Genomic DNA, 20721 nt, shown 5'->3' on the forward strand with positions numbered 1-20721 from the left:
GGATTTGAGGATGTAAAATCAACAGAAAATTTAAAATAATTAGAAAAAAATATAAATGTGTCGTTAAAATGACGAGGTCACATGGCTGGTTAAATAATTCTTAATTTTTTGTGAACTTAAATGTAACCTGTATTATTTATGCTATTATAGTGGAGAATTTAACGCGTTTTCGGATAAATCTTTCATGTGGAAGTCATCATCCTTTTTTGCAAAGTTGATATTCCATAAAAATAAATGAGGTAGAGGTGGATGTAATTTGAATGAAAGCACTCAGGGATTAATCGAGGAATATGAAATCACCCCGTATACACTTATGGTCATGCCCATTAATTATGGAAGTAAAATTTACTCCCGGATCATTGAATTGGAAGATGAGTTCATTTCCCCATTCAAGCCTTTGGATATAATCAAGAAAAGCTGTGAGTACTTTGGCTCCAGCTATGGGGGAAGGAAAGATGGTACAAAACAACTCATAAATATCACCCATAAGGCACCAATAGCAATCGATCCAACCAGTTCCATTTTCTTCTTTCCGACTACATCTCCCTTGCGCCCCCAATGCACCTGGTTAGCACATGAACATGTAGTCTCCTTTGTCCGACTCAATTCCAAGCAGACCACCGTCACATTCAGGAACAGAAAAACATTCGACATAGATGTATCAAGCAGTTCATTTGAAAATCAGCTGCACCGGACCTCCTTTTTGAAATCCAAATTGATTCAAAGGATCGAGGAAACGAAAAGGAAATCCTTTTACTTATTTACCGAAACGGATGGTCTTAAAACTTCGGAAATGACATCGAAATATCCATTGCTAAAATAATCAGTGTGTTCAGGAAAAGGCGTTGTTTCTCTAGTGGAGGCAATGTCTTTATTTAGGTTATTTTCAAAGGGGAGGAGGACCTCCTTCGATTCATGATAAAGAATAGGGGGTGAAAAAATATTTACTAAAGGGGGAATCTTTGGTAATATTTAGCCTTAGAATAAGGATGGAGTGTTACAGCAATGTATAACAGAATGTACGGAAAAGTCGAATCGCTAGAAAGTTTAGTAAATATGGTACCTATAATTAAAGCTGCTGTGCCTTCTGATTTGTCGATTGCCATATGTGATTTAGAGAAATTCATTGCTTATTTTCCAGGTGAAAGTATAAATATGCATATCCAAAAAGGGCAGTCGTTAAATCCAGAAGAACCCCTCGCCGTGGCATTGAGTGAGGATAAACCATTAAGGGCTGATGTACCAGCTGATTTTTATGGGTTCGAGTTTACTGGAACGGCCGTGCCCCTACATGATAAAAATAATCAAGTCATCGGTGGCATAGCTATCCAGTTACGCAGGCAAAGTGAATTAAGAACGATTGCGGATCAAATTTCTGTATCGCTGAGCCAGGCCAATGAGCGGATTACGGATATTGCAAAGGGATCCTATACCTTAGCGGATGTTTCCAACCAACTTCTTACATCTTCCGAAAAAGCCGAAGAGGACGTTAAAAATACGGATGAGATCTTGTCAATGATTAAAAGGGTGGCGACCCAAACCAATTTATTGGGATTAAATGCCGCCATAGAGGCCGCGCGAGCTGGTGAAAAAGGCAAAGGGTTTGAAGTGGTGGCTAAGGAAATCAGGAAGTTTTCTAAAGAAACTGTCGCATCCACGGAATTGATTCGTGAAAAACTTGTGCAAATCGAAGAAGTGACCAAACTGATGGGGACCTCGATTAATCGAATAGCTTCCGTGGGTCAAGAGCAGGCTGCTTCCATTCAGGAAATTTCAACTTTTGTAGAAGAAATCAAAAAGATGTCTGATGAGCTCAATCAATTTACCGATAAGTTATAAGAGGAAGTCAACAGCTTTTGTTGGCTTTTTATTTGTTCACCGAAAAAAGCAGGGGTGTTAAATTTTTTCAGGTTTATGCACCCTTTCAAAAAAGTAATAACACAGAATCTCTTCCGTTTTATTACGAAGGCGGGGATTGAAATAGTTATGATGCTCTTCATACCCTTTATATAAAAAGCAATACATCGTGAATGATTCGTCGCCGTTTAATTTGCTTACCTTGATATTCCCCTTGCGCAAATAGCGACGAACCTCGACGAGATCCTCCTGGACTGACTTTAGAGCACGCTCAATAAGTTTTGAATAGGGCCTTTTTAATTTAAACGGACTTGATTCGATGACCTTGAGATCCCGGTTTAAGATTGTAATCACCATGGGAAGGTAGATGGCTTTTTCAATCATATTTCGGTCAGCCTCTGGAATACGGGTCATCATGACCGCCCCTTTCTAATTAACGTTCTCTTATTTTATGTATGTCGGATAATTTATAGAACGTATGTTCTGTTTAATATCCTAACTTAAGTGGATTTGATATGCAAGCGCTTTTGTCAATCACGTGAAATTTTCGTTAATAAGATTATGATTTCCTGAGTTAGGGAAAGTATGATGATAGATGGGTAATTATTCTTGCAATTTAAGAAGAAAGTGTTATATCTAAATTAGAACGGTTTTATTATGTGATGCTGCTTGAATAGAAAGCAAGCCAAGGGAGATAGTCATGAATTTGGATACTATATTTGAGTGGATTACTCTTGAACATATATCAGGGCTTATTCAGCAATATCGTTCATTCGGCCCGATTCCAGGAATTTTGTTGCCGATGTTAGAAGCGTTTTTGCCTTTTTTACCTTTATTTGTGTTTGTCGTGGCCAATGCTACAGCTTTTGGCCTATGGTGGGGTTTTTTATTTTCTTGGATTGGGGCGGTAGGTGGAGCGTTTCTGGTCTTTTTTGTTTTTAGACGATATGGACAGATGAGATTCTTCCGTTTTCTTCAGAAACATAAACAGGTGCAAAGATTGATGAACTGGGTGGAAAGCCATGGTTTCAGTCCATTGTTTCTCTTGCTTTGTTTCCCCTTTACGCCATCTGCCCTCGTTAATATCGTTGCAGGGCTCTCGAAGGTTAGCACGTTACAATATGCGCTGGCGGTAATCGGCGGAAAGGCAGTGATGATCTTTACGATCAGTTTCGTCGGATACGATATTGTATCATTGATTCAAAAACCATTACGTACCGTGATTGTCGGAATCATCATTTTCATCCTTTGGGTTGTCGGAAAAAGATTGGAAGTAAGGCTAAATAAAAGCATGAAAAAAGAAGAAGGGAAATAGCTTAGAATATACAACTAGTAGGGGTTGGGGAATCTGAGAAAATCAAAAAAGCATTCAGTATCCGACTGGATAAAATCAGGCGTGCTAGCCTTTATCATTTACATCTTGATCCGTACCTTTTTCTTTTCAAGCTATGCCGTAGAAGGGGAGTCCATGCAACCTACACTGGGTGAAGGCGATAAACTCATTGTAAATAAAGTGAAATACCAAATCAGCGATATCAATCGATTTGATATTATAGTTTTCCATGCGCATGTCGGGGAGAATTATGTAAAACGGGTAATAGGTGTTCAAGGAGACGATATTCGTTATGAGGATGATTGGCTATACATAAATGGTAAGAAAGTGACTGAGCCTTACCTTGATCATTTAAAGGTAGGATACCCGGGCCAGGATTTTACGGGTGATTTTACATTGAAAGAATTGACGGGCAAATCCATAGTTCCTGATGGCAAGCTTTTCGTTATGGGTGATAATCGACTCGAAAGTGAGGATAGCCGGCACCTAGGTTATATTTCAATGGATAAGGTAGTAGGCAAAGTCGATGTAAGATATTGGCCATTACAAGATTTCAATGTGGATTTTATAGGTGAATGACTGTGGGAGCCCTCTATAGGAAGGGCTTTTTTTTGAACGGAATACGAACGTATGGTTGGTTTTCGTCGTTAGAAAGCGGTAAACTATAGGGAAAAGAGACATAATTGGAAGAAGAATCGTGTCAAAAAATAGACAGTATTTCTGGTATGATAGGTCTAGAGATATTGAAATAAAAAGGGGGGAAACAGATGTCACTCCGGTTTTTAATTGGAAGGTCGGGCACAGGTAAAACATCGAAGGTATTGGATGAAATCCGCAACGGGCTAATGGAGAATCCTGAAGGGAATCCGATCATCTATCTGGTTCCTGATCAGATGACATTTTTATCAGAATATAAATTAATTAAGACGCCGGGACTCGAAGGAATGATTCGGACGCAAGTATTCAGTTTTAGCCGGCTTGCATGGCGAGTTCTCCAGGAGACAGGTGGCATGAGCCGAATCCATTTGGACAGTGTCGGCGTTAATATGTTGATACGGAAAATCATGGAGGATAAAAAAGATGAATTGAAAATGTTCCGCCGATCAGCGGACAAGCAAGGATTCGTCTCCCAGATGGAGCAGATGCTTGCCGAATTCAAGCAGTACTGCATCCAGCCGGGTGATATTCGGAGGTATTTGGACGAAAAGTCACCGGGTGGTGGTGGAGTACAAGATAAATTATCTGATCTTGAGCTCATTTATCAGTCATTTGAGGATGAAATGATCGGAAAATATTTAGATTCAGAGGATTATTTCACTTTACTGATAGAAAAAATGGCAGAGTCTTCGTATATAAAAAATGCAGATATCTATATAGATGGTTTTTACAGTCTGACGCCACAGGAATTAATGATCGTGGAAGAAATGATGAAGCTATGTAAGAGTGTGACCATCGCATTGACGCTCGACCAGCCTTATAGGCAATTTGCGCCGGATGATCTGCATTTGTTCAGGCAAACGGGAAATCTCTATAACCAGCTTTATCAAGCGGGACAAAGAACGGGGGTCTTTATCGAACAGGACCACATTCTGAACAGCACGGCGAAGTTCAATCGAAATCCTGGGCTGAAACACCTTGAAACATATTTTGCGCTTCGTCCCGCACAAAAGTACGATCAGCCATCTGGTGTAACGATTGCTCAGGCCGTTAACCGAAGAGCGGAGATTGAAGGGGTGGCTCGGAACATCCTGACGCTTGTCAGACAAGGTCAGTGCCGTTTTCGCGATATTGCGATTCTAATGCGAAATGGGGATGCGTACGAAGATATCCTCCAGACGGTCTTCCGTGACTATCAAATTCCGCTTTTCGTCGATTCCAAACGGACGATGCTCAATCACCCATTGATTGAGCTGATCCGGTCAACACTTGAGATCATCAATGGGTTCTGGCGTTATGAACCGGTCTTTCGTGCCATTAAGACCGAACTTCTATTTCCCCTGCAACAAAGTCATGACAGAATGCGCGAACAAGTAGACAAACTTGAGAACTACGTGCTTGCCAGGGGAATCAAAGGGGCTGGATGGACCACAAAAGATCGTTGGACCTACCGTCGCTTCCGTGGATTGGAGCTTGAGGACCGTTCCCAGACGAGTAAGGAAATGCAACTGGAGCAAGAGCTCAATGATTTGAAACACCTATTTACAGAGCCCATCATTAAGCTATCAAAACGGGTGAAGAAGTCGGCGAATGGAAGAGAATTATGCGAGGCCCTTTATTTGTATTTGGAAGAATTGCATGTACCGGAAAAATTGGAAAAGATGAAGCTTGAAGCAGAAGAGGATGGCGATCTGGTGTCAGCCAGGGAACATGAACAATCGTGGAATGCGGTTGTTGATTTGCTTGATCAATTCGTGGAACTGTTAAGTGAAGAGGAAATCTCGATGAAACAGTTTGCAATCATTATAGAAGCAGGTCTGGAATCATTGGAATTTTCCTTAGTGCCACAGGCAATCGATCAAGTCCTTGTCGCTAATCTGGACCTGTCCCGATTGGATGACGTGAAGACGGCTTTCGTCATTGGCCTGAATGAAGGGGTCTTACCAGGAAAAGCCGTTTCTGATGGAGTGTTTTCCGATAGTGACCGCGACATGCTTTTGGCGAGCGGGCTTGATGTTGCTCCAAGTTCAAAAGTTCGTCTTTTGGATGAGGAATTCACGGCCTATAAAGCCTTCACTACACCTTCGGAATCCCTTTATTTATCTTATCCACTCGCTGATGAAGAGGGAAAATCCCTTCTCCCGTCCTCTTATTTAAAACGAGTGAGGGATGTATTGCCGCATGTGAACGAGGCTTTTTATATGAACGATCCATCTGATCTGCCTGCCGGGGAACAGGTGAAATATGCAGCGAACTCAGAAGTGGCCCTGTCTTATCTGGCTGCGCAATTACAGTTGAAAAAACGGAACTACCCAATCCATCCGCTTTGGTGGGATGTCTATAATTCCATCATGGAGGACGAGACGGTTGGACCGACAGCCACTAAGGTGCTATCGAGTCTTTTTTACCAAAATAAAACCATGAAACTATCAGAGGAAACGAGTAAGCAATTATATGGCGAAACCATTCTGACTAGTGTATCGAGAATGGAAATGTTCAATAGCTGCCCGTTTTCCCATTATGCCGCACATGGCTTGAAACTAAGGGAACGACAGGTTTTCCGTTTGGACGCACCGGATATCGGTGAGATGTTCCATGGGGCGTTAAAAATGATTTCGGATTATTTAAATGAGCATGATATCCCGTGGTCTTCTTTGACCAAGGAGCAATGTTTGGAGTTGGCTAGGAAAGCGGTGGAACAGCTTGCACCAAAGCTCCAGAATCAAATCCTGCTAAGTACGAACCGCCATCATTACTTGCGCAGAAAGCTGGAGCATGTGATTGGCCGGGCTTCGATTGTCTTGAGTGAACATGCCAAGGTTAGTGGGTTTGCCCCAATCGGTTTGGAACTGGGCTTCGGAAAAAATGGAGAACTGCCCCCACTTTCGTTCACTTTGAAAAATGGGACGAAAATGGAATTGATTGGTCGGATTGACCGTGTTGATAAGGCCGATGAGGATGAGGGTGGCGTCTATTTGCGTATCCTTGATTATAAATCGAGTGAAAAGGAATTGAACATGAGTGAAGTCTACTATGGGCTTGCCCTGCAAATGCTGACCTATCTCGATATTGTCGTTTCACAATCCCAATCGCTTATCGGTAAAGAGGCGATTCCAGCCGGTGTCCTTTATTTCCATGTTCATAATCCGGTCGTGAAATCAAAAGGCATGCTTAGCTTGGATAAAATCGATGAAGAAATTTATAAGAGTTTTAAAATGAACGGCCTAGTATTAGATCAAACCAACGTAATCAAGATGATGGACACGTCCCTTGATATAGATACTTCCAGTAAATCGGATGTCATACCTGCCGGATTTAAAAAAGACGGTTCTCTTTTAGCGGCCTCTAAAGTGGCCAGCCGTGAAGACTTCTCCTTGCTTAACCAGCATGTTCGAAAGGTCTATCAAGAGTCAGGTGACCGAATGGTCGACGGGGATGTTGGCATAACCCCATATAAAATGAAAGAAAAAACGCCATGTACTTTCTGTTCATTCAAATCCGTCTGCCAATTCGATCAGTCGCTCGAAGAGAATCAATTTAGGAATTTGCCACAGAAAAAGCAAAATGATGTTCTCGATTTATTAAGGGGGGAGGGTGAAAGATGAGTAAAACGATGATTCCCGCCATTCCTGAAGGCGTGACATGGACAGAAGAACAATGGAAAGCAATTTGGGCGAAAGACCAGGATATTTTGGTGGCCGCCGCTGCAGGATCCGGGAAAACAGCGGTGCTTGTCAACCGGATTATCCAAAAGGTCATATTGGAAGATAATCCAATCGATGTGGATGAGCTATTGGTGGTGACCTTCACGAATGCATCGGCCGCCGAAATGCGCCATCGAGTTAGTGAAGCATTAGAAAAGGAAATCAGTAAAAATCCCCATTCACAGCATTTGCGTAAGCAGTTAAGCCTGATTAACCGTGCGTCCATTTCCACGCTTCATTCTTTCTGTTTAGAAGTGATCAGGAAATATTACTATTTGACGGATATTGATCCTGGATTCAGGATTGCCGATTCCACGGAAGCGCAGCTTCTGCGCGATGAAGTGATGGAAGAACTTTTCGAGGAGCAATATGGCCAAGGTGACAATGAAGCATTCTTTAAATTGGTCGATGCCTTTACAAGCGATCGAAACGATGATGCACTGCAAAATATTGTCCGGTCATTGTATGATTTCTCCCGTTCGAATCCAGATCCCGACCAATGGCTAAATCATGCAGCCCAGATGTATGATCTGGCGGAAGGGGCAGGGATAGATGATCTTCCATTTATCGAGTCCCTACAATTCGATATTGGTTTGCAGTTGGATACGGCAAAGGATTTGTTGGAGCGATCTCTAGAATTGACAAAGGTTCCGGGTGGTCCTGCTCCAAGGGCAGAAAACTATTTAGCCGATCTTGATTTGGTCGCGAAACTGGCCCGCGTGAAAGATTCTTCCTGGAATGCTCTTTATGAAGAAATTCAAAACGTGAAGTTTGGAACGGCAAAGCGTTGTACGGGAGAAGATTTTAATAAGGAAATTGTGGATGAAGCCACGAAGCAACGTGATAAAGCGAAGAAAATTATTAAATCTCTGCAAGAAGAGCTTTTTTCACGTAAGCCTGAAAGCTATCTACGTGATATCCGGGAATTGAAGGGGTATGTCGATACACTCATCATGCTCGTAAAACAGTTTGAACAAAGGTTCTTTGCTGCAAAGTCCGAAAAGAACTTGGTTGATTTTGCCGATTTGGAGCATTATTGCCTTGATATTTTGACGGGTGAAACCATAGATGGGGAACGCACGCCGTCAGAGGCCGCCATTGAATATCGGAATCAATTCAAAGAGGTGCTTGTCGATGAGTATCAAGATACGAATCTAGTTCAGGAATCCATTTTAAGATTGGTGACGGCAGATGGTGAATATAGTGGAAATCTGTTCATGGTGGGCGATGTTAAACAATCGATTTACCGTTTCAGGCTTGCTGAACCGAATTTGTTCCTTGGAAAGTATTCGCGCTTTACCCATGATGGCGCTGATTCGGGATTGCTAATTGATCTAAACCGTAATTTCCGGAGCCGGAGAGAAGTGCTTGATGGGACGAATTTCTTGTTTCAGCAACTAATGGGGCTGACTGTCGGTGAGATTGATTATGATGAGGATGCGCAATTGAAAAAAGGTGCGCCATATCCCGAAGATAAGGAATATCCCATTGAACTTCATTTAATTGATGGAGCAGCAGATACAAGTGAAGCCGGACAGGATAACGAGGATTCAGAGGTAGGTTTTGAAGCCGAGGAATTGGAAAAAGCGCAACTGGAAGCTAGGATGATGGCGAGGCTCATAAAACAGGCCATAAACGAGAAACAGCAAATCTATGATACGAAAACCAAGCAATACCGTTCTGCAACATACCGTGATATGGTCATTCTTCTTCGTTCTATGCCATGGGCTCCGCAAATTATGGAGGAATTCAAGAAGCAAGGGATTCCTGTCTATGCCAACTTGTCCTCTGGATACTTTGAAGCTACCGAAGTTGCTATCATGATTTCTTTATTGAAAGTAATAGATAATCCGCAGCAGGATATCCCATTGGCATCCGTTCTCCGCTCTCCGATTGTAGGAATGGATGAGGAGGAAATGTCTCAAATTCGTTTATACCACACAGGTACGTATTATGAGGCGCTAGCCGATTTCTATAGGAAGGGTGATCCGGATGAGCATCCGGACCTATATCGTAAAGCTTCTACCTTTTATAAAAAGCTGGTGAAGTGGCGGAAACTGGCTAGACAGGAAGCGTTGTCGGATTTAATTTGGCTTTTGTACCGCGAAACCCAATTTTACGATTTTGCTGGTGGAATGCCAGGCGGCAAACAGCGTCAGGCCAATTTAAGGGCATTATATGATCGGGCCAGACAATATGAAGCGAGTTCATTCCGTGGGCTCTTCCGTTTCTTGCGTTTCATCGAAAGAATGCAGGAGCGTGGAGATGATTTAGGTGCGGCACGGGCTTTAGGTGAACAGGAAGATGTCGTACGCCTGATGACGATCCATTCCTCAAAGGGGTTGGAGTTTCCGATTGTATTCATTGCAGGCCTTGCGAGACAATTCAATATGATGGATTTGCGGAAGCCGTATTTATTGGATAAGGATTATGGATTTGCGGCGAAGTATGTCAATTCCGAGTTACGGATAACGTACCCATCACTCCCACAGCTTGCTTTCAAGAAAAAGAAACAGTTGGAGTTAATTGCCGAGGAAATGCGTGTTCTCTATGTAGCGTTGACGAGGGCGAAGGAAAAGCTCCATCTGATAGCCAGCATAAGTGATGCCGAAAAAACACAGCAAAAATGGATAAGTCAAGCAATGCATGGGGAATGGCTCCTGAAAGACCACGCGCGGGCAGGAGCTAAAAGTTACCTCGACTGGATTGGTCCTTCCCTTGTGCGTCATCGAGATTTTCAGGGCATTACTGGGTTTGGTTTTGAAATGGAATCCCATCCATCAAATTGGTCAATCTCTGTCATTCCAATGGAGGAATTGACCGTTCTGGATGAGGAAGAAGCTATTTTACAGGAGCAATTGCTGGAACATGTTCGGAAATCCGAAAAGGTGGACTTGGAATCTGAGTTTGTCGATGCTGTTAAGGAGCAATTGAATTGGGAGTATGGGGAACATGAGGCGACTGTGCATCGATCCAAGCAGTCCGTTTCAGAGTTGAAGCGTCAATATGAGCTGAGAGACGAGCAGAGTTCTACTGAGTTATTACGTAAATTCAAGAGCCCGATAACGAAACGCCCTGTCTTCATGCAAGAAAAATCTCTGACACCCGCTGAAAGGGGAACGATTACGCATCTAGTCATGCAGCATATCGATTTGACATCGGACATCACCATTCCCTCCATTGAGCGATTACTCGTTGACTTGATTCAGCGCGAGCTGTTGACTGAAGAACAGAGAGAAGCCGTGAATCCGGAAACGATTATCGATTTCTTTGAAAGTGATATTGGAAAGAGGCTGCGTAAGGCGCCGACAATTCGACGTGAAGTACCGTTCACGATGTCACTTCCAGCTAAAGAGGCTTATAGTGATTGGGAAAAGGGTGAAGAGGAAGTCTTGATCCAAGGTGTCATTGATTGTATTTTTGAAGATGAACAAGGCCTTGTTCTGCTGGATTATAAAACGGATGCGATAACTGGACGTTTTGCTAGTGGATATGAAGGTGCGAAAGACATTCTTGCCGACCGTTACCGTATGCAATTGGAACTTTACACAAGAGCGGTTGAAGGGATTTTGAATAAAAAAGTGACAAGCCGTTATTTATTTTTCTTTGATGGCTCGCACTTATTGGAAATGTAAAAGAGAAGGGGGGGTCTGCAGCTGAGGGACACCCCTTTTTTGAATGGCTGTTTTCGTAGGTAGATATTTAAATTTCATAAAAAATGAAGGAGGAAGGGAACCATTGATTCCCTTCCTTCTTTATTTCTTTACACCAATTACACGTAATCTTTTATAATCAGCTACCCAATTTCCGTCTTTATACAAAGTATCTTTTAAATTATTCTCAATGTTTGTAATGATATCTTTTATCCTATGTTCAGGAACATCATCAAATAAATGATTACCAAACATAGCAATCCAATTTTTCAGCCCTTTATCTCCGTCCAATTGTGTCGGCCTATCGTAGTGTTGAGCAAAGGTTACTCTAAATCCTGCTTCTTCCATTAAAGTTGCGTATTCAGCAATACTAGGATAAAACCACGGGAATTTTTCTTTCTTAAACGTTATCCCTTCTCTTTCGATTTGTTGAATGATTTCATCTGTTATGATTTGAACGTTTCCTTTTCCTCCGAACTCAGCTACAAATCTTCCCCCTGCTTTTAAGCTGTGGTAAATACATTGTAGGGCTTGGATTGGTGGTTTTACCCAATGAAGAGTTGCATTAGAGAATACAGCATCAAATTCGCTATGGAAGTCTAATTCTACTGCATTTTGAACCATGAACTTTATTTTTGGGTATTTAATTCTTGCTTGAGTAATCATATTTTCAGAGTTATCTATACCAACGATATCAATACCGAAAGTGGATAATTCATTTGCTAAATCACCCGTCCCGCAGCCTAAGTCAAGAATTTTTTCACCTTGCTTTGGTGCTAATAAATCTACTAAGTCTTGACCATACTCAGAAACAAATGAATGCTTTTTATCGTATAAATCTGCATTCCAGCTATCATTCTTATTTTGAAGTGTTTTCAAGTTAATTCCCCCTTTGTTAATATGGATATATTTAGTAAATTAATTATACATGAAAGAATAAATGAAAGTTAATGATGAAATTTAATTGCCACAATGGACATAGGCTAACCCTTCGTTGAAGCGTGTTTCTCCACTTGCAGTAAATGCATCTTTCATTTCTTCCTCTTCATCTGAGAAGAATTCGTGTTTTGGCAAAACAGTAAAGTTAGCCTTTACGTCTTTCGGAAACGACCATTTTTAGGTATATAAACAAAAGAATTTGAGAAAAAGTGATTCGTTCACGTATACTTGAATTGTAAAATAAAATGGTGCATGTAAAGGAGAAGAGTTGAGTATGACGAGAGAACAGACGAGCAGAGGATACTTTGGAGATTTCGGTGGTAGTTTTGTACCTAAAGAACTTCAAGAAGTAATGGATAATTTAGAAGCGGCTTTCATGAAATATAAAGATGATCCTGAATTTAAAGAGGAGTTTCAATACTATTTAAAAGAATATGTGGGAAGGGAAAATCCGTTGACCTTTGCACAAAATCTAACAAAAAAAATAGGCGGTGCAAAAATTTATTTGAAGCGGGAGGACCTGAATCATACGGGCGCTCACAAAATCAATAATGCCATTGGGCAAATACTGCTCGCTAAACGGATGGGGGCAAAGCGTATCATTGCAGAAACCGGAGCCGGACAGCATGGTGTAGCGACTGCGACGGCTTGTGCGATGTTCGGCTTGGAATGCGTCATCTATATGGGCAAGCTGGATACGGAACGGCAGGCATTGAATGTATTTCGAATGGAATTGTTAGGGGCTAAGGTCATACCGGTGGAAAAGGGCCAGGGCAGGTTAAAGGATGCGGTCGATGAGGCGCTGAGTGACTTGGTTCAAAACTATGAAAATACGTTTTACCTCCTGGGTTCTGCTGTCGGGCCTCATCCTTATCCTTCAATCGTCAAGTATTTTCAGTCCATCATCAGTGAAGAATCGAAAAAACAAATCCTTGAAAAGGAAGGGAAACTGCCAACGGCAATCATTGCGTGTACGGGTGGTGGAAGTAATGCCATTGGTGCTTTTGCTCACTATATCGATGACGCAGAGGTTCGTTTGATTGGTGTAGAACCCGCCGAAGCCCCGAGTATATCTCAGGGAGTTCCAGCAGTGCTGCATGGATTTAAAAGTTTGACGTTATTGGATGAGGAAGGGGAACCACAGCCGACTTTTTCCATTGCGGCAGGCTTGGATTATCCTAGCGTAGGTCCGGAACACAGTTTCTTGAAGGAAAGTGGCAGGGCCGAGTATCTAACCATAAAAGGGGAGGAAGCGCTCGAAGCCTTTCAAGTACTATCCAAAACGGAGGGAATCATCCCGGCGCTTGAAAGTTCGCATGCCGTTGCGTGTGCCCTGGTCTTGGCAAAAGAACTATCAAAGGATGACGTGTTGATTGTGAACTTATCAGGACGCGGCGATAAAGACGTTGAGCAAGTATTCAAGATGCTGAGTGAATGATGTATAGAGACAAAAGGGTTTCGGGATGAATTCGTCCTGATACCCTTTTTAATTTGCTTAAAGATTAAGAGTCCAAGAGTTTTACCTACATATGAATCGTTTGAAGAAGCATCGCCGCCACCCGAATTTGTTGTTGAAACAAGGTCTAGAAGCTATTTAGTGTTGATGAATGAGATGAATCTTTTGCCCTGTCTTTTCTCTATCAAAATAATTCGGCTAAGATCTACATAGGTATTTATTCTATTTTCATTCTTGACGATAAGATTTCTGAATATTTTGTCGTATTTAGTCTTATCACATGTCTTTCAAAGTGAGGAGTCTAGACTAGTAGTCCGATTATTTGTGCGGAAAGCAGGTGGCTTTACCTATATTTGTCCTGTAGTGTAATTGAGTGTTTCGACCGATAGTTAATTAATGGCAAATTAAAATAAAATAGTTTTACAGCTTGAGAGCTTCATACATAGCAAATACAAAGCGAAAGCGAGAGAGGGGAAACGGGATGAAGACTGGAAAAAGGATTGGAATGGCTATGCTGTGTTTCGGGATGAGCTTCTCCATTTTTGCCAATGGAGCGGATGCCAAACAAAGCGAGAAGGTACAAAAGGAAGATATTCGCGTTTACCTAAAAGGGTCTGAGAATGAGATAACGCAAGCCAAGAAGAAGTTTGGGCATGAGCGGAGTTTTGGAAAGGAAGGCTTTACGGCAAACGTAAGCAGCGAAGAATATGATGCGTTGACTAAGAATGGCAATCTAGAAGTTGAAAAGGTAAACAAGTATACAACTGCGCAAACGGTTCAACCGACTAGCCAGGCCACGACTGCTGCGGTTCCTTCCGCGAGAACGCCATGGGGCATCAAGGCTATCTACAATGATTCGTCCATCACTAAAACATCGGGGGGAGACGGTATTAAAATCGCAGTGTTGGATACTGGAACAACGGTTTCGCATACGGATTTGTCAGCAAATGTGGAGCAATGCAAAGATTTCACTACCTCATCCACATACACCAATAACTCTTGTACAGACAGGGACGGACATGGAACACATGTATCCGGAACTGTCTTGGCAAACGGTGGCTCTGACGGACTTGGGGTATATGGAGTGGCTCCTGAAGCCGAACTTTGGGCATATAAAGTACTGGGTGATGATGGTTCGGGATATTCCGATGATATTGCGGCAGCTATCCGTCATGCAGCCGATCAAAGTGTGAGCACAGGGTCTAAGACCATCATCTCGATGTCCTTGGGTTCAAGCAGGAAAGATTCCTTGATTTCAAGTGCAGTGGACTATGCTTATGGCAAAGGTGTCCTGGTCATTGCGGCTGCCGGAAACAGCGGATATTCAGCGAATACAATCGGTTATCCAGGAGCTCTTCCCAATGCAGTGGCTGTAGCGGCTCTTGAAAATGTTCAGGCTAACGGGACATATAGAGTGGCTAATTATTCTTCCAGAGGGAATCCGAATACGGACGGAGATTATGTGATTCAGGAAAAAGATGTCGAAGTATCAGCTCCGGGTTCAGCCATTGAATCAACTTGGCTAAACGACGGCTATAACACGATTAGCGGAACTTCGATGGCAACACCACATGTTTCAGGGTTGGCGGCTAAAATCTGGTCCTCTAATAAGAACCTGACTAATGCGCAGGTGCGAGCTCAATTACAAACAAAAGCAAAAGCTTATGACATCAAGGGTGGATACGGTGCAGCGACTGGTGATGATTATGCATCCGGTTTTGGATTTGTCCGTGTAAAATAACGGAACCCTTATACAGATGATATCACTGAGGGATAAATGCCTTTGAACGTGTATCATTTCATAATTCATTCATCATCTATATTTTTTTAATATAACAGAAACATCACTATTAAACTTTATTAATAAAATCATCAATTCAACAAATTGAAGCCTCCTAGAAATAGGAGGCTTCCATGCATTAATTATTTCCGGCGATAGGCTGATCTACCCCATTAACATCAAGGACGTTGCTTCCGTTCAGACCATTGGCGGTAAAAACGAATGCACCTGTGTTCGATGAGCCGGAGCCGGTGACGGACTTGCTGGCGGATTTCGGTGAAATGACGGCCGCATCCCCGAATAAGAGGTTTCCTGAGCCGACATTAAATATTTGTACTGGACCTACAATGGCTGGCATATGATTTCTCCTTTATACAGTTTCTGTTCCATCTGATGTATTATCGCCTGTTCCTGCCTCATCGTTTTTCCTCGGAATCTGACGGATGTGTTTAATCCTTGATTCCATGCGGATATGACCTACGTTTCCTACGCCTACGATAGAAGATGAAGATATCCCGATGATATCGACATTCCCAACGCGAATGAAGGGGTTGGGATTCGAGAATGTTGTCGCGATTGGTTCAGAAATCCTCGGGATATAGAAAGGACGTGTAAAGACTTCATAATCACTGAAATCGGGTTCCAGTTCGGAAAAGCTATCACTTTTTTTCTGGACTGCCAATGCTTTGGCGGCCCCGTCGATATAAGCAGTGTCTCCAATTTGCAGGTTGGATGAAAATGTGACGGTCTTGGCTGACAAAGACTTTACTTTCGATATTCTTGTGAACATCTGATTTATCCTTTTGGAGTGAGTGGAACGAATGGTCCGATGATGAGTGATTCGGGGGGAGTATCGAATGCTGATGATAGCTGGATGGTTTGTACGTCCCCAATGAGGAATAAGGCGGAACTCGCTACCCCCGTCACGTTAATATCACCGACACATAGCTGGTGGTTTGTTACATTAAACTCCATTTGGATTTCCTCCTGTCTCGGAATGTGAGTTGGTAATGAATTGTATCAACGCTGTTTGAATATCCGATCTTACTTTTTCCGTGATCTTTTCTTTCACATTATCACGCTGCTGAGGTGCACGTTCAGCATGTGAAAGGTTGTCAAAGTACATATTGATACGCTGATGAAGCTGGCGTTTCACATCCTGTCTCATGAAGTCGTGATATGAGGGTTCCAATGTGATCTGGAGCTGGCCTTCCGTATCACGGATCATATCCTCCAATCCTGAAAGAATGTCATTATAAATCTCCTGAGCGACAATTTCACGTCCTGGAAATAGAAAAGGGGCAGGTTGGATGGGTTGATTGTTGACAGCGAATTCATCAATATTATTTAAATCATTAGGATTCAAACCGATATTCAACGTTCCGTCTAATGACTCGACTTTTAACTGATCAAATTTATATTCAATTTTATCCACGTGGATTGGGGGTTTATTCTTCATTTCGGCAAGTTCATCTGTCAGGCGTTTGAGTTCGTGTTCAAGCTTCATAATTCGTTTATCCTGGGCTTCAAGAAATCGCTGCATTTGTATGGAGTACGAATATAAATCATGATTCACGATTAAACACCTCACCTTCACCTAATGATAACTTCATATATGGCAGTATATGAAATTGCCTCATGTAGGTGAATGCCTATGGATTAGGATTAGGGAGGGCTAAATGGGACGAAGCTAGTCTCAGGGACCATATCATCTTCAAGAAGTGGAGCGGGTTCAGTGAATCCACCTGTATTGGCTAAGGTGGAGTAAGGCTTAATCACTCCGGCACTCCCTATTTGAAAAACAGATGAATTGGTTATGCTTTCGATTTTTATCATATTGATTTGGATCGTTTGGTGGATATTGAAGATCATGATGTCCTCCTTTCAAAAAAATGCTAGAGGTTTAATGCTACTGGCTGATCGACACCATCTGAATCGTTTGTGTTAGTGGTACTGTAAGCGTTGTAAAGTGAAATGGATTCGCCTGTATTAAAAGAGCCAGCACCTGCAAACGTTTTTGAAGCGGAATATGGGCTGATCTTAAAAACGTCGCCAATATGGACAACGCCACTGCTCCCGACATTGATCACTTGAATAACTCCTACGATGGCCGGCATGAAAATCACCCTTTTTTATTCTGGTTTATCCCTTATTTACAAGCAGCAAGTCTATTTTGAATGGATGCTTCACTGTATTCTATGATTTTCCTTTATTGATGTGATTCAATTGCCTATCCCTTAGCAGCTTAGAAACCTGTGATGTTTGGTGTTGGTAAACGATATACAAATATGGTAATATAATGATAAATTCATAATTTTCAAACAAATTGAATGAGGGGTGATTGGATGAATGTGCCTTTAGTGCTATCACATTTTCTGGACAGGGCAGCTTCACTTTATGCTGACAAGAAAGCGATTATCGGGGACGATAAGGTCCTGACATATCAGGAGCTGAATGGAAGGGTCAACCAGCTTTCCCATGGATTGAGTGACCTTGGGATTAAAAAGGGGGATAAAGTGGCTTATCTTGCACCGAACTCGATTGAAATGCTTGAAGGTTTTTATGGGGCGTTCCAGCTTGGGGCTGTAATGGTGCCTTTGAACATTCGGTTGACGCCGGCGGATTATGTATTCATTTTGAATCATAGTGAATCAAGGGTCCTTTTTGTGGATCAGGATTTGTATCACCTTATCTCATCGGTTAAGGACCAGCTGAAATCAGTGGAGCATATCATCGTGCACTATAAAGCAGGCGATACAAATGAAATCGATTACAATGTCTGGCTGGAGAGGTTTGACAAAGAAGGCTTCCATCGGGAACAAGTGGATGAGAATGACGTATCGAGTCTCTTATATACAAGTGGCACAACCGGTAACCCTAAAGGGGTCATGCTCACCCATCGCAATAACTATTTACATGCCCTTAGTGCCATGCACCATTTCAGGGTCAATGATCGCGATACATATATGCATGTCCTGCCGATGTTCCATGTGAATGGGTGGGGTGCCCCTTTTTATTATACGGCCAATGGTGCGACGCAAGTTTGCTTGAGAAAAACAACACCTGATTCCATATTCAAGGCGCTTGAGAAACATAAGGTGACCATCATGCATATGGCGCCAACCGTCCTTAATTCATTGTTCCAATATTATGAAAAGAATGTACCGAAGCTAGAACAGGAAATTCGAATCGTCGTGGCTGGTTCCGCACCTCCGCCGGCCTTTGTCACAAGGGTGGAAAAAGAATTGGGGTGGGAGTTCATCCAAATCTATGGCATGACGGAATCCACTCCAATGAGTTTGCTTTCGGTACCCCGCTCTGAATTCGATGGACTTCCAGAAAGGGAAAAATACAAAATGAAGGCGAAAGCCGGTTACCCCTCCATAGGCAGTGAGGTAAGGGTGGTACATGACAATGGTGAAGAAGTAGCGCGTGACGGGGTTGATGTCGGTGAAGTCATTGTTCGCAGTCATGGAGTCATGTTGGGATATTGGAAAAATGAAGAGGCCACGATGCAGGCGTTGAAAAATGGGTGGTTGCATACAGGGGATATGGCGACCATGGATAGTGATGGGAATATAGATATCGTAGACCGCAAGAAAGACATTATCATAAGCGGTGGGGAGAATATCTCATCCATTGAAGTGGAAGGGACTTTATATGAGCACGAGGGCATCCTAGAAGCGGCAGTCATCGCGGTCCCTCATGAAAAATGGGGGGAAACGCCACATGCTTTCATCGTGCCAAAACCAGGGGTTCAATTAACGGAAGCCGATATTCTAGCTTTCACAAGAGAAAAACTAGCCCATTTCAAGGCTGTGACCAGCGTCTCATTCGTAAGGGAGTTGCCAAAAACGGCATCGGGGAAAATCCAGAAAATCCATCTTCGCAATGATTATTGGGAAGCTAAAGGGAAAACGGGAAGATTCGTCAATTAAAAGATGGTCCGCGCTGCTCTATAATGAGCAGCGTTTTTTCTAGTCGTTTGTCAGCCTTTATGATTGGGAAAGGAATAAATATACAACTAAATTTCCCAGGCTCATTTATAATGGAGTAATTAGTGAATGAGGATGTGAAATGATGAAAACTGCAATGGCCCCTTTACAGGAAAGCAAAAGGATTGCCAGCATTGATTTATTAAGAGGTTTGGCCATTTTAGGGATTTTTTTAGTGAATATGCCTTCGTTTCATACGCCCATCTTGTATAGTAGTGGTGTTGAATATTGGGGTGAAGGCTGGGACCGTATCTTGTACATAGGTAGCGATATTATCGCCCAGGCGAGTTTTTACCCCTTGTTTGCATGTTTGTTTGGATTTGGCGCCGTTATCTTGGCTGCACGGAGTGAAGATAAAGGCATCTCGTTTCCTTTGCTGTTTACGAAGCGGCTTTGCTTTTTATTAGTGGTAGGGTGCATCCATGCCTTTTTCATTTGGCATGGAGACATCCTTGTTAATTACGCAGTGTTCGGGTTTGCGTTTTTATTATTCTATAAATGGAAAGGGAAGTATCTGATTTGGCTTGGATCGTTCTTATATATTGTTCCATTCGGCGTGTTCGGGCTTTTTTTCCTTATTATGAGCTTTGTGGATAGTGGATTGATGGACATTCAAAATGAGGTCGAGTTAATCAAACAATCCCAAGAGATATATTCTGCGGGTTCTTTTATGGAAGTGACGGGACAAAGAATGGCAGACTGGTATATGGTTAATGGTCCAACGAATGTCATCTTCCTCTTCCTCTCCATTTTTCCTTTCTTTTTAATTGGAGCTGGTGTAGCCAAGCAGGGATGGCTTCAAAATCCTGCCCGTTATAAACGTCCAATAAGGGTGATAGCGATTATAAGCCTGTTAACAGGGGTGGCGATCAAGGTCCTACCGTATGTGACGGATTACGGTTATGGGACGACATTCATCCAGGATTACTTTGGCGGACCGCTGCTGACGATGTTTTATATTACTGCAATCACACTGTTGGTTGAAAAGGCGTGGGCTTACAAGTTGCTATATCCCTTAGCTTTGGTAGGAAGGATGTCGATGAGCAATTACCTATTTCAATCGATTGTCTGTACATTCATTTTTTATTCATATGGTTTTGGGTTGTATGGGAAAGTGACTTATACGGAAGGGTTTCTCCTGATGATCGTAGTCTTTTCTATACAAGTCTTGTTAAGCTTCTGGTGGATGAAGCGATTCCGGTTCGGTCCGGTGGAATTTGTCTGGCGATATGTCTCGTATGGCAAAAAGCCCGTTATGATACGGAATGATAAGTGAGGGGAGGAATGTTCGCAAAACTGCCTTATTTGAGCGAGATACGGGCACCTTACTTTTGTTTTTATGTAAAA

18 protein-coding genes are annotated in these 20721 nt (G+C 42.4%); 10 read left to right on the top strand and 8 right to left on the bottom strand.

Annotated elements, in window-relative coordinates; translation table 11 throughout:
* Positions 1-256: 256 nt before the first annotated feature.
* Entirely contained in the window at positions 257-823 is a 567-nt protein-coding gene (locus tag ACIQXQ_RS04500; RefSeq protein ID WP_402955799.1) for a competence protein ComK, read from the top strand.
* A 182-nt stretch (positions 824-1005) separates the two neighbouring features.
* Positions 1006-1839 (top strand): methyl-accepting chemotaxis protein, encoded by an 834-nt coding sequence (locus tag ACIQXQ_RS04505; RefSeq protein ID WP_402955802.1) that lies wholly within the window; start codon positions 1006-1008, stop codon positions 1837-1839.
* A 57-nt stretch (positions 1840-1896) separates the two neighbouring features.
* On the opposite strand, the gene ACIQXQ_RS04510 is transcribed toward ACIQXQ_RS04505, so the two are convergent.
* Positions 1897-2271 carry a YhjD family protein gene (locus ACIQXQ_RS04510; RefSeq protein WP_402955807.1) on the bottom strand — a complete coding sequence of 125 codons (375 nt, stop codon included), beginning with the start codon at positions 2269-2271 and terminating at the stop codon, positions 1897-1899.
* 286 nt (positions 2272-2557) lie between these two features.
* On the opposite strand from ACIQXQ_RS04510, the gene ACIQXQ_RS04515 reads away from it, so the two are divergent.
* From ACIQXQ_RS04515 to addA, 4 genes are all read left to right on the top strand, one after another.
* Positions 2558-3172: a TVP38/TMEM64 family protein gene (locus ACIQXQ_RS04515; protein ID WP_402867737.1), complete on the top strand. Its 615-nt coding sequence runs from the start codon at positions 2558-2560 to the stop codon at positions 3170-3172.
* Between the two features lie 33 nt (positions 3173-3205).
* Positions 3206-3769, top strand: a complete 564-nt coding sequence (gene lepB / locus ACIQXQ_RS04520; RefSeq protein ID WP_402956038.1) for a signal peptidase I — start codon at positions 3206-3208, stop codon at positions 3767-3769.
* Between the two features lie 188 nt (positions 3770-3957).
* On the top strand, positions 3958-7452 hold the full coding sequence (gene addB, locus ACIQXQ_RS04525) for a helicase-exonuclease AddAB subunit AddB (protein WP_402955811.1): 3495 nt from the start codon (positions 3958-3960) through the stop codon (positions 7450-7452).
* Positions 7449-11186 carry a helicase-exonuclease AddAB subunit AddA gene (gene addA / locus ACIQXQ_RS04530; protein WP_402955814.1) on the top strand — a complete coding sequence of 1246 codons (3738 nt, stop codon included), beginning with the start codon at positions 7449-7451 and terminating at the stop codon, positions 11184-11186. The genes addB and addA overlap by 4 nt, the downstream gene beginning before the upstream one ends.
* 120 nt (positions 11187-11306) lie before the next feature.
* On the opposite strand, the gene ACIQXQ_RS04535 is transcribed toward addA, so the two are convergent.
* The gene (locus tag ACIQXQ_RS04535; protein WP_402955817.1) at positions 11307-12083 is read right to left on the bottom strand and encodes a class I SAM-dependent methyltransferase; all 777 of its coding nucleotides are present in this window, start codon (positions 12081-12083) and stop codon (positions 11307-11309) included.
* Positions 12084-12417: 334 nt separating this feature from the next.
* Between ACIQXQ_RS04535 and trpB the strand changes: the two genes are divergently transcribed.
* Together trpB and ACIQXQ_RS04545 are read left to right on the top strand one after the other, a co-directional pair.
* A complete protein-coding gene (gene trpB / locus ACIQXQ_RS04540) occupies positions 12418-13581 on the top strand; it encodes a tryptophan synthase subunit beta (RefSeq protein WP_402867741.1) in 1164 nt (387 codons plus the stop codon).
* A 499-nt stretch (positions 13582-14080) separates the two neighbouring features.
* Positions 14081-15340, top strand: a complete 1260-nt coding sequence (locus ACIQXQ_RS04545) for a S8 family peptidase (RefSeq protein WP_402955820.1) — start codon at positions 14081-14083, stop codon at positions 15338-15340.
* A 178-nt stretch (positions 15341-15518) separates the two neighbouring features.
* Here the strand turns inward: ACIQXQ_RS04545 and ACIQXQ_RS04550 are convergent, their stop codons facing one another.
* The 6 genes from ACIQXQ_RS04550 to ACIQXQ_RS04575 all read right to left on the bottom strand — a co-directional run bounded on the left by ACIQXQ_RS04550 (position 15519) and on the right by ACIQXQ_RS04575 (position 17496).
* Positions 15519-15737: a spore germination protein gene (locus ACIQXQ_RS04550; RefSeq protein WP_402867743.1), complete on the bottom strand. Its 219-nt coding sequence runs from the start codon at positions 15735-15737 to the stop codon at positions 15519-15521.
* 12 nt (positions 15738-15749) lie between these two features.
* A complete protein-coding gene (locus ACIQXQ_RS04555) occupies positions 15750-16169 on the bottom strand; it encodes a spore germination protein GerPE (protein ID WP_402867744.1) in 420 nt (139 codons plus the stop codon).
* 5 nt (positions 16170-16174) lie between these two features.
* Positions 16175-16354: a spore gernimation protein GerPD gene (locus tag ACIQXQ_RS04560; protein ID WP_402867745.1), complete on the bottom strand. Its 180-nt coding sequence runs from the start codon at positions 16352-16354 to the stop codon at positions 16175-16177.
* Entirely contained in the window at positions 16344-16955 is a 612-nt protein-coding gene (gerPC, locus tag ACIQXQ_RS04565) for a spore germination protein GerPC (RefSeq protein ID WP_402955823.1), read from the bottom strand. The genes ACIQXQ_RS04560 and gerPC overlap by 11 nt, the downstream gene beginning before the upstream one ends.
* A gap of 89 nt (positions 16956-17044) precedes the next feature.
* Positions 17045-17251, bottom strand: a complete 207-nt coding sequence (locus ACIQXQ_RS04570; protein ID WP_402955826.1) for a spore germination protein GerPB — start codon at positions 17249-17251, stop codon at positions 17045-17047.
* 23 nt (positions 17252-17274) lie between these two features.
* Positions 17275-17496 (bottom strand): spore germination protein, encoded by a 222-nt coding sequence (locus tag ACIQXQ_RS04575; protein WP_402867748.1) that lies wholly within the window; start codon positions 17494-17496, stop codon positions 17275-17277.
* A 228-nt stretch (positions 17497-17724) separates the two neighbouring features.
* Here ACIQXQ_RS04575 and ACIQXQ_RS04580 point away from each other — a divergent pair, with 228 nt between their 5' ends.
* Positions 17725-19317 carry a long-chain-fatty-acid--CoA ligase gene (locus tag ACIQXQ_RS04580; protein ID WP_402955829.1) on the top strand — a complete coding sequence of 531 codons (1593 nt, stop codon included), beginning with the start codon at positions 17725-17727 and terminating at the stop codon, positions 19315-19317.
* Between the two features lie 142 nt (positions 19318-19459).
* Positions 19460-20650 (top strand): DUF418 domain-containing protein, encoded by a 1191-nt coding sequence (locus tag ACIQXQ_RS04585; RefSeq protein ID WP_402955832.1) that lies wholly within the window; start codon positions 19460-19462, stop codon positions 20648-20650.
* Positions 20651-20721 lie beyond the last annotated feature (71 nt).

The organism is Peribacillus sp. NPDC097198, assembly GCF_044762055.1.
Classification (GTDB): domain Bacteria; phylum Bacillota; class Bacilli; order Bacillales; family DSM-1321; genus Peribacillus.

Coding starts and splice junctions, on each gene's coding strand:
- addB (WP_402955811.1), top strand. CDS start 3,958: ATGTCACTCCGGTTTTTAATTGGAAGGTCGGGCACAGGTAAAACATCG.
- trpB (WP_402867741.1), top strand. CDS start 12,418: ATGACGAGAGAACAGACGAGCAGAGGATACTTTGGAGATTTCGGTGGT.
- ACIQXQ_RS04505 (WP_402955802.1), top strand. CDS start 1,006: ATGTATAACAGAATGTACGGAAAAGTCGAATCGCTAGAAAGTTTAGTA.
- ACIQXQ_RS04570 (WP_402955826.1), bottom strand. CDS start 17,251: ATGATCTTCAATATCCACCAAACGATCCAAATCAATATGATAAAAATC.
- ACIQXQ_RS04585 (WP_402955832.1), top strand. CDS start 19,460: ATGAAAACTGCAATGGCCCCTTTACAGGAAAGCAAAAGGATTGCCAGC.
- ACIQXQ_RS04555 (WP_402867744.1), bottom strand. CDS start 16,169: ATGTTCACAAGAATATCGAAAGTAAAGTCTTTGTCAGCCAAGACCGTC.
- ACIQXQ_RS04550 (WP_402867743.1), bottom strand. CDS start 15,737: ATGCCAGCCATTGTAGGTCCAGTACAAATATTTAATGTCGGCTCAGGA.
- ACIQXQ_RS04515 (WP_402867737.1), top strand. CDS start 2,558: ATGAATTTGGATACTATATTTGAGTGGATTACTCTTGAACATATATCA.
- ACIQXQ_RS04580 (WP_402955829.1), top strand. CDS start 17,725: ATGAATGTGCCTTTAGTGCTATCACATTTTCTGGACAGGGCAGCTTCA.
- ACIQXQ_RS04545 (WP_402955820.1), top strand. CDS start 14,081: ATGAAGACTGGAAAAAGGATTGGAATGGCTATGCTGTGTTTCGGGATG.
- ACIQXQ_RS04575 (WP_402867748.1), bottom strand. CDS start 17,496: ATGCCGGCCATCGTAGGAGTTATTCAAGTGATCAATGTCGGGAGCAGT.
- ACIQXQ_RS04510 (WP_402955807.1), bottom strand. CDS start 2,271: ATGACCCGTATTCCAGAGGCTGACCGAAATATGATTGAAAAAGCCATC.
- addA (WP_402955814.1), top strand. CDS start 7,449: ATGAGTAAAACGATGATTCCCGCCATTCCTGAAGGCGTGACATGGACA.
- ACIQXQ_RS04560 (WP_402867745.1), bottom strand. CDS start 16,354: ATGGAGTTTAATGTAACAAACCACCAGCTATGTGTCGGTGATATTAAC.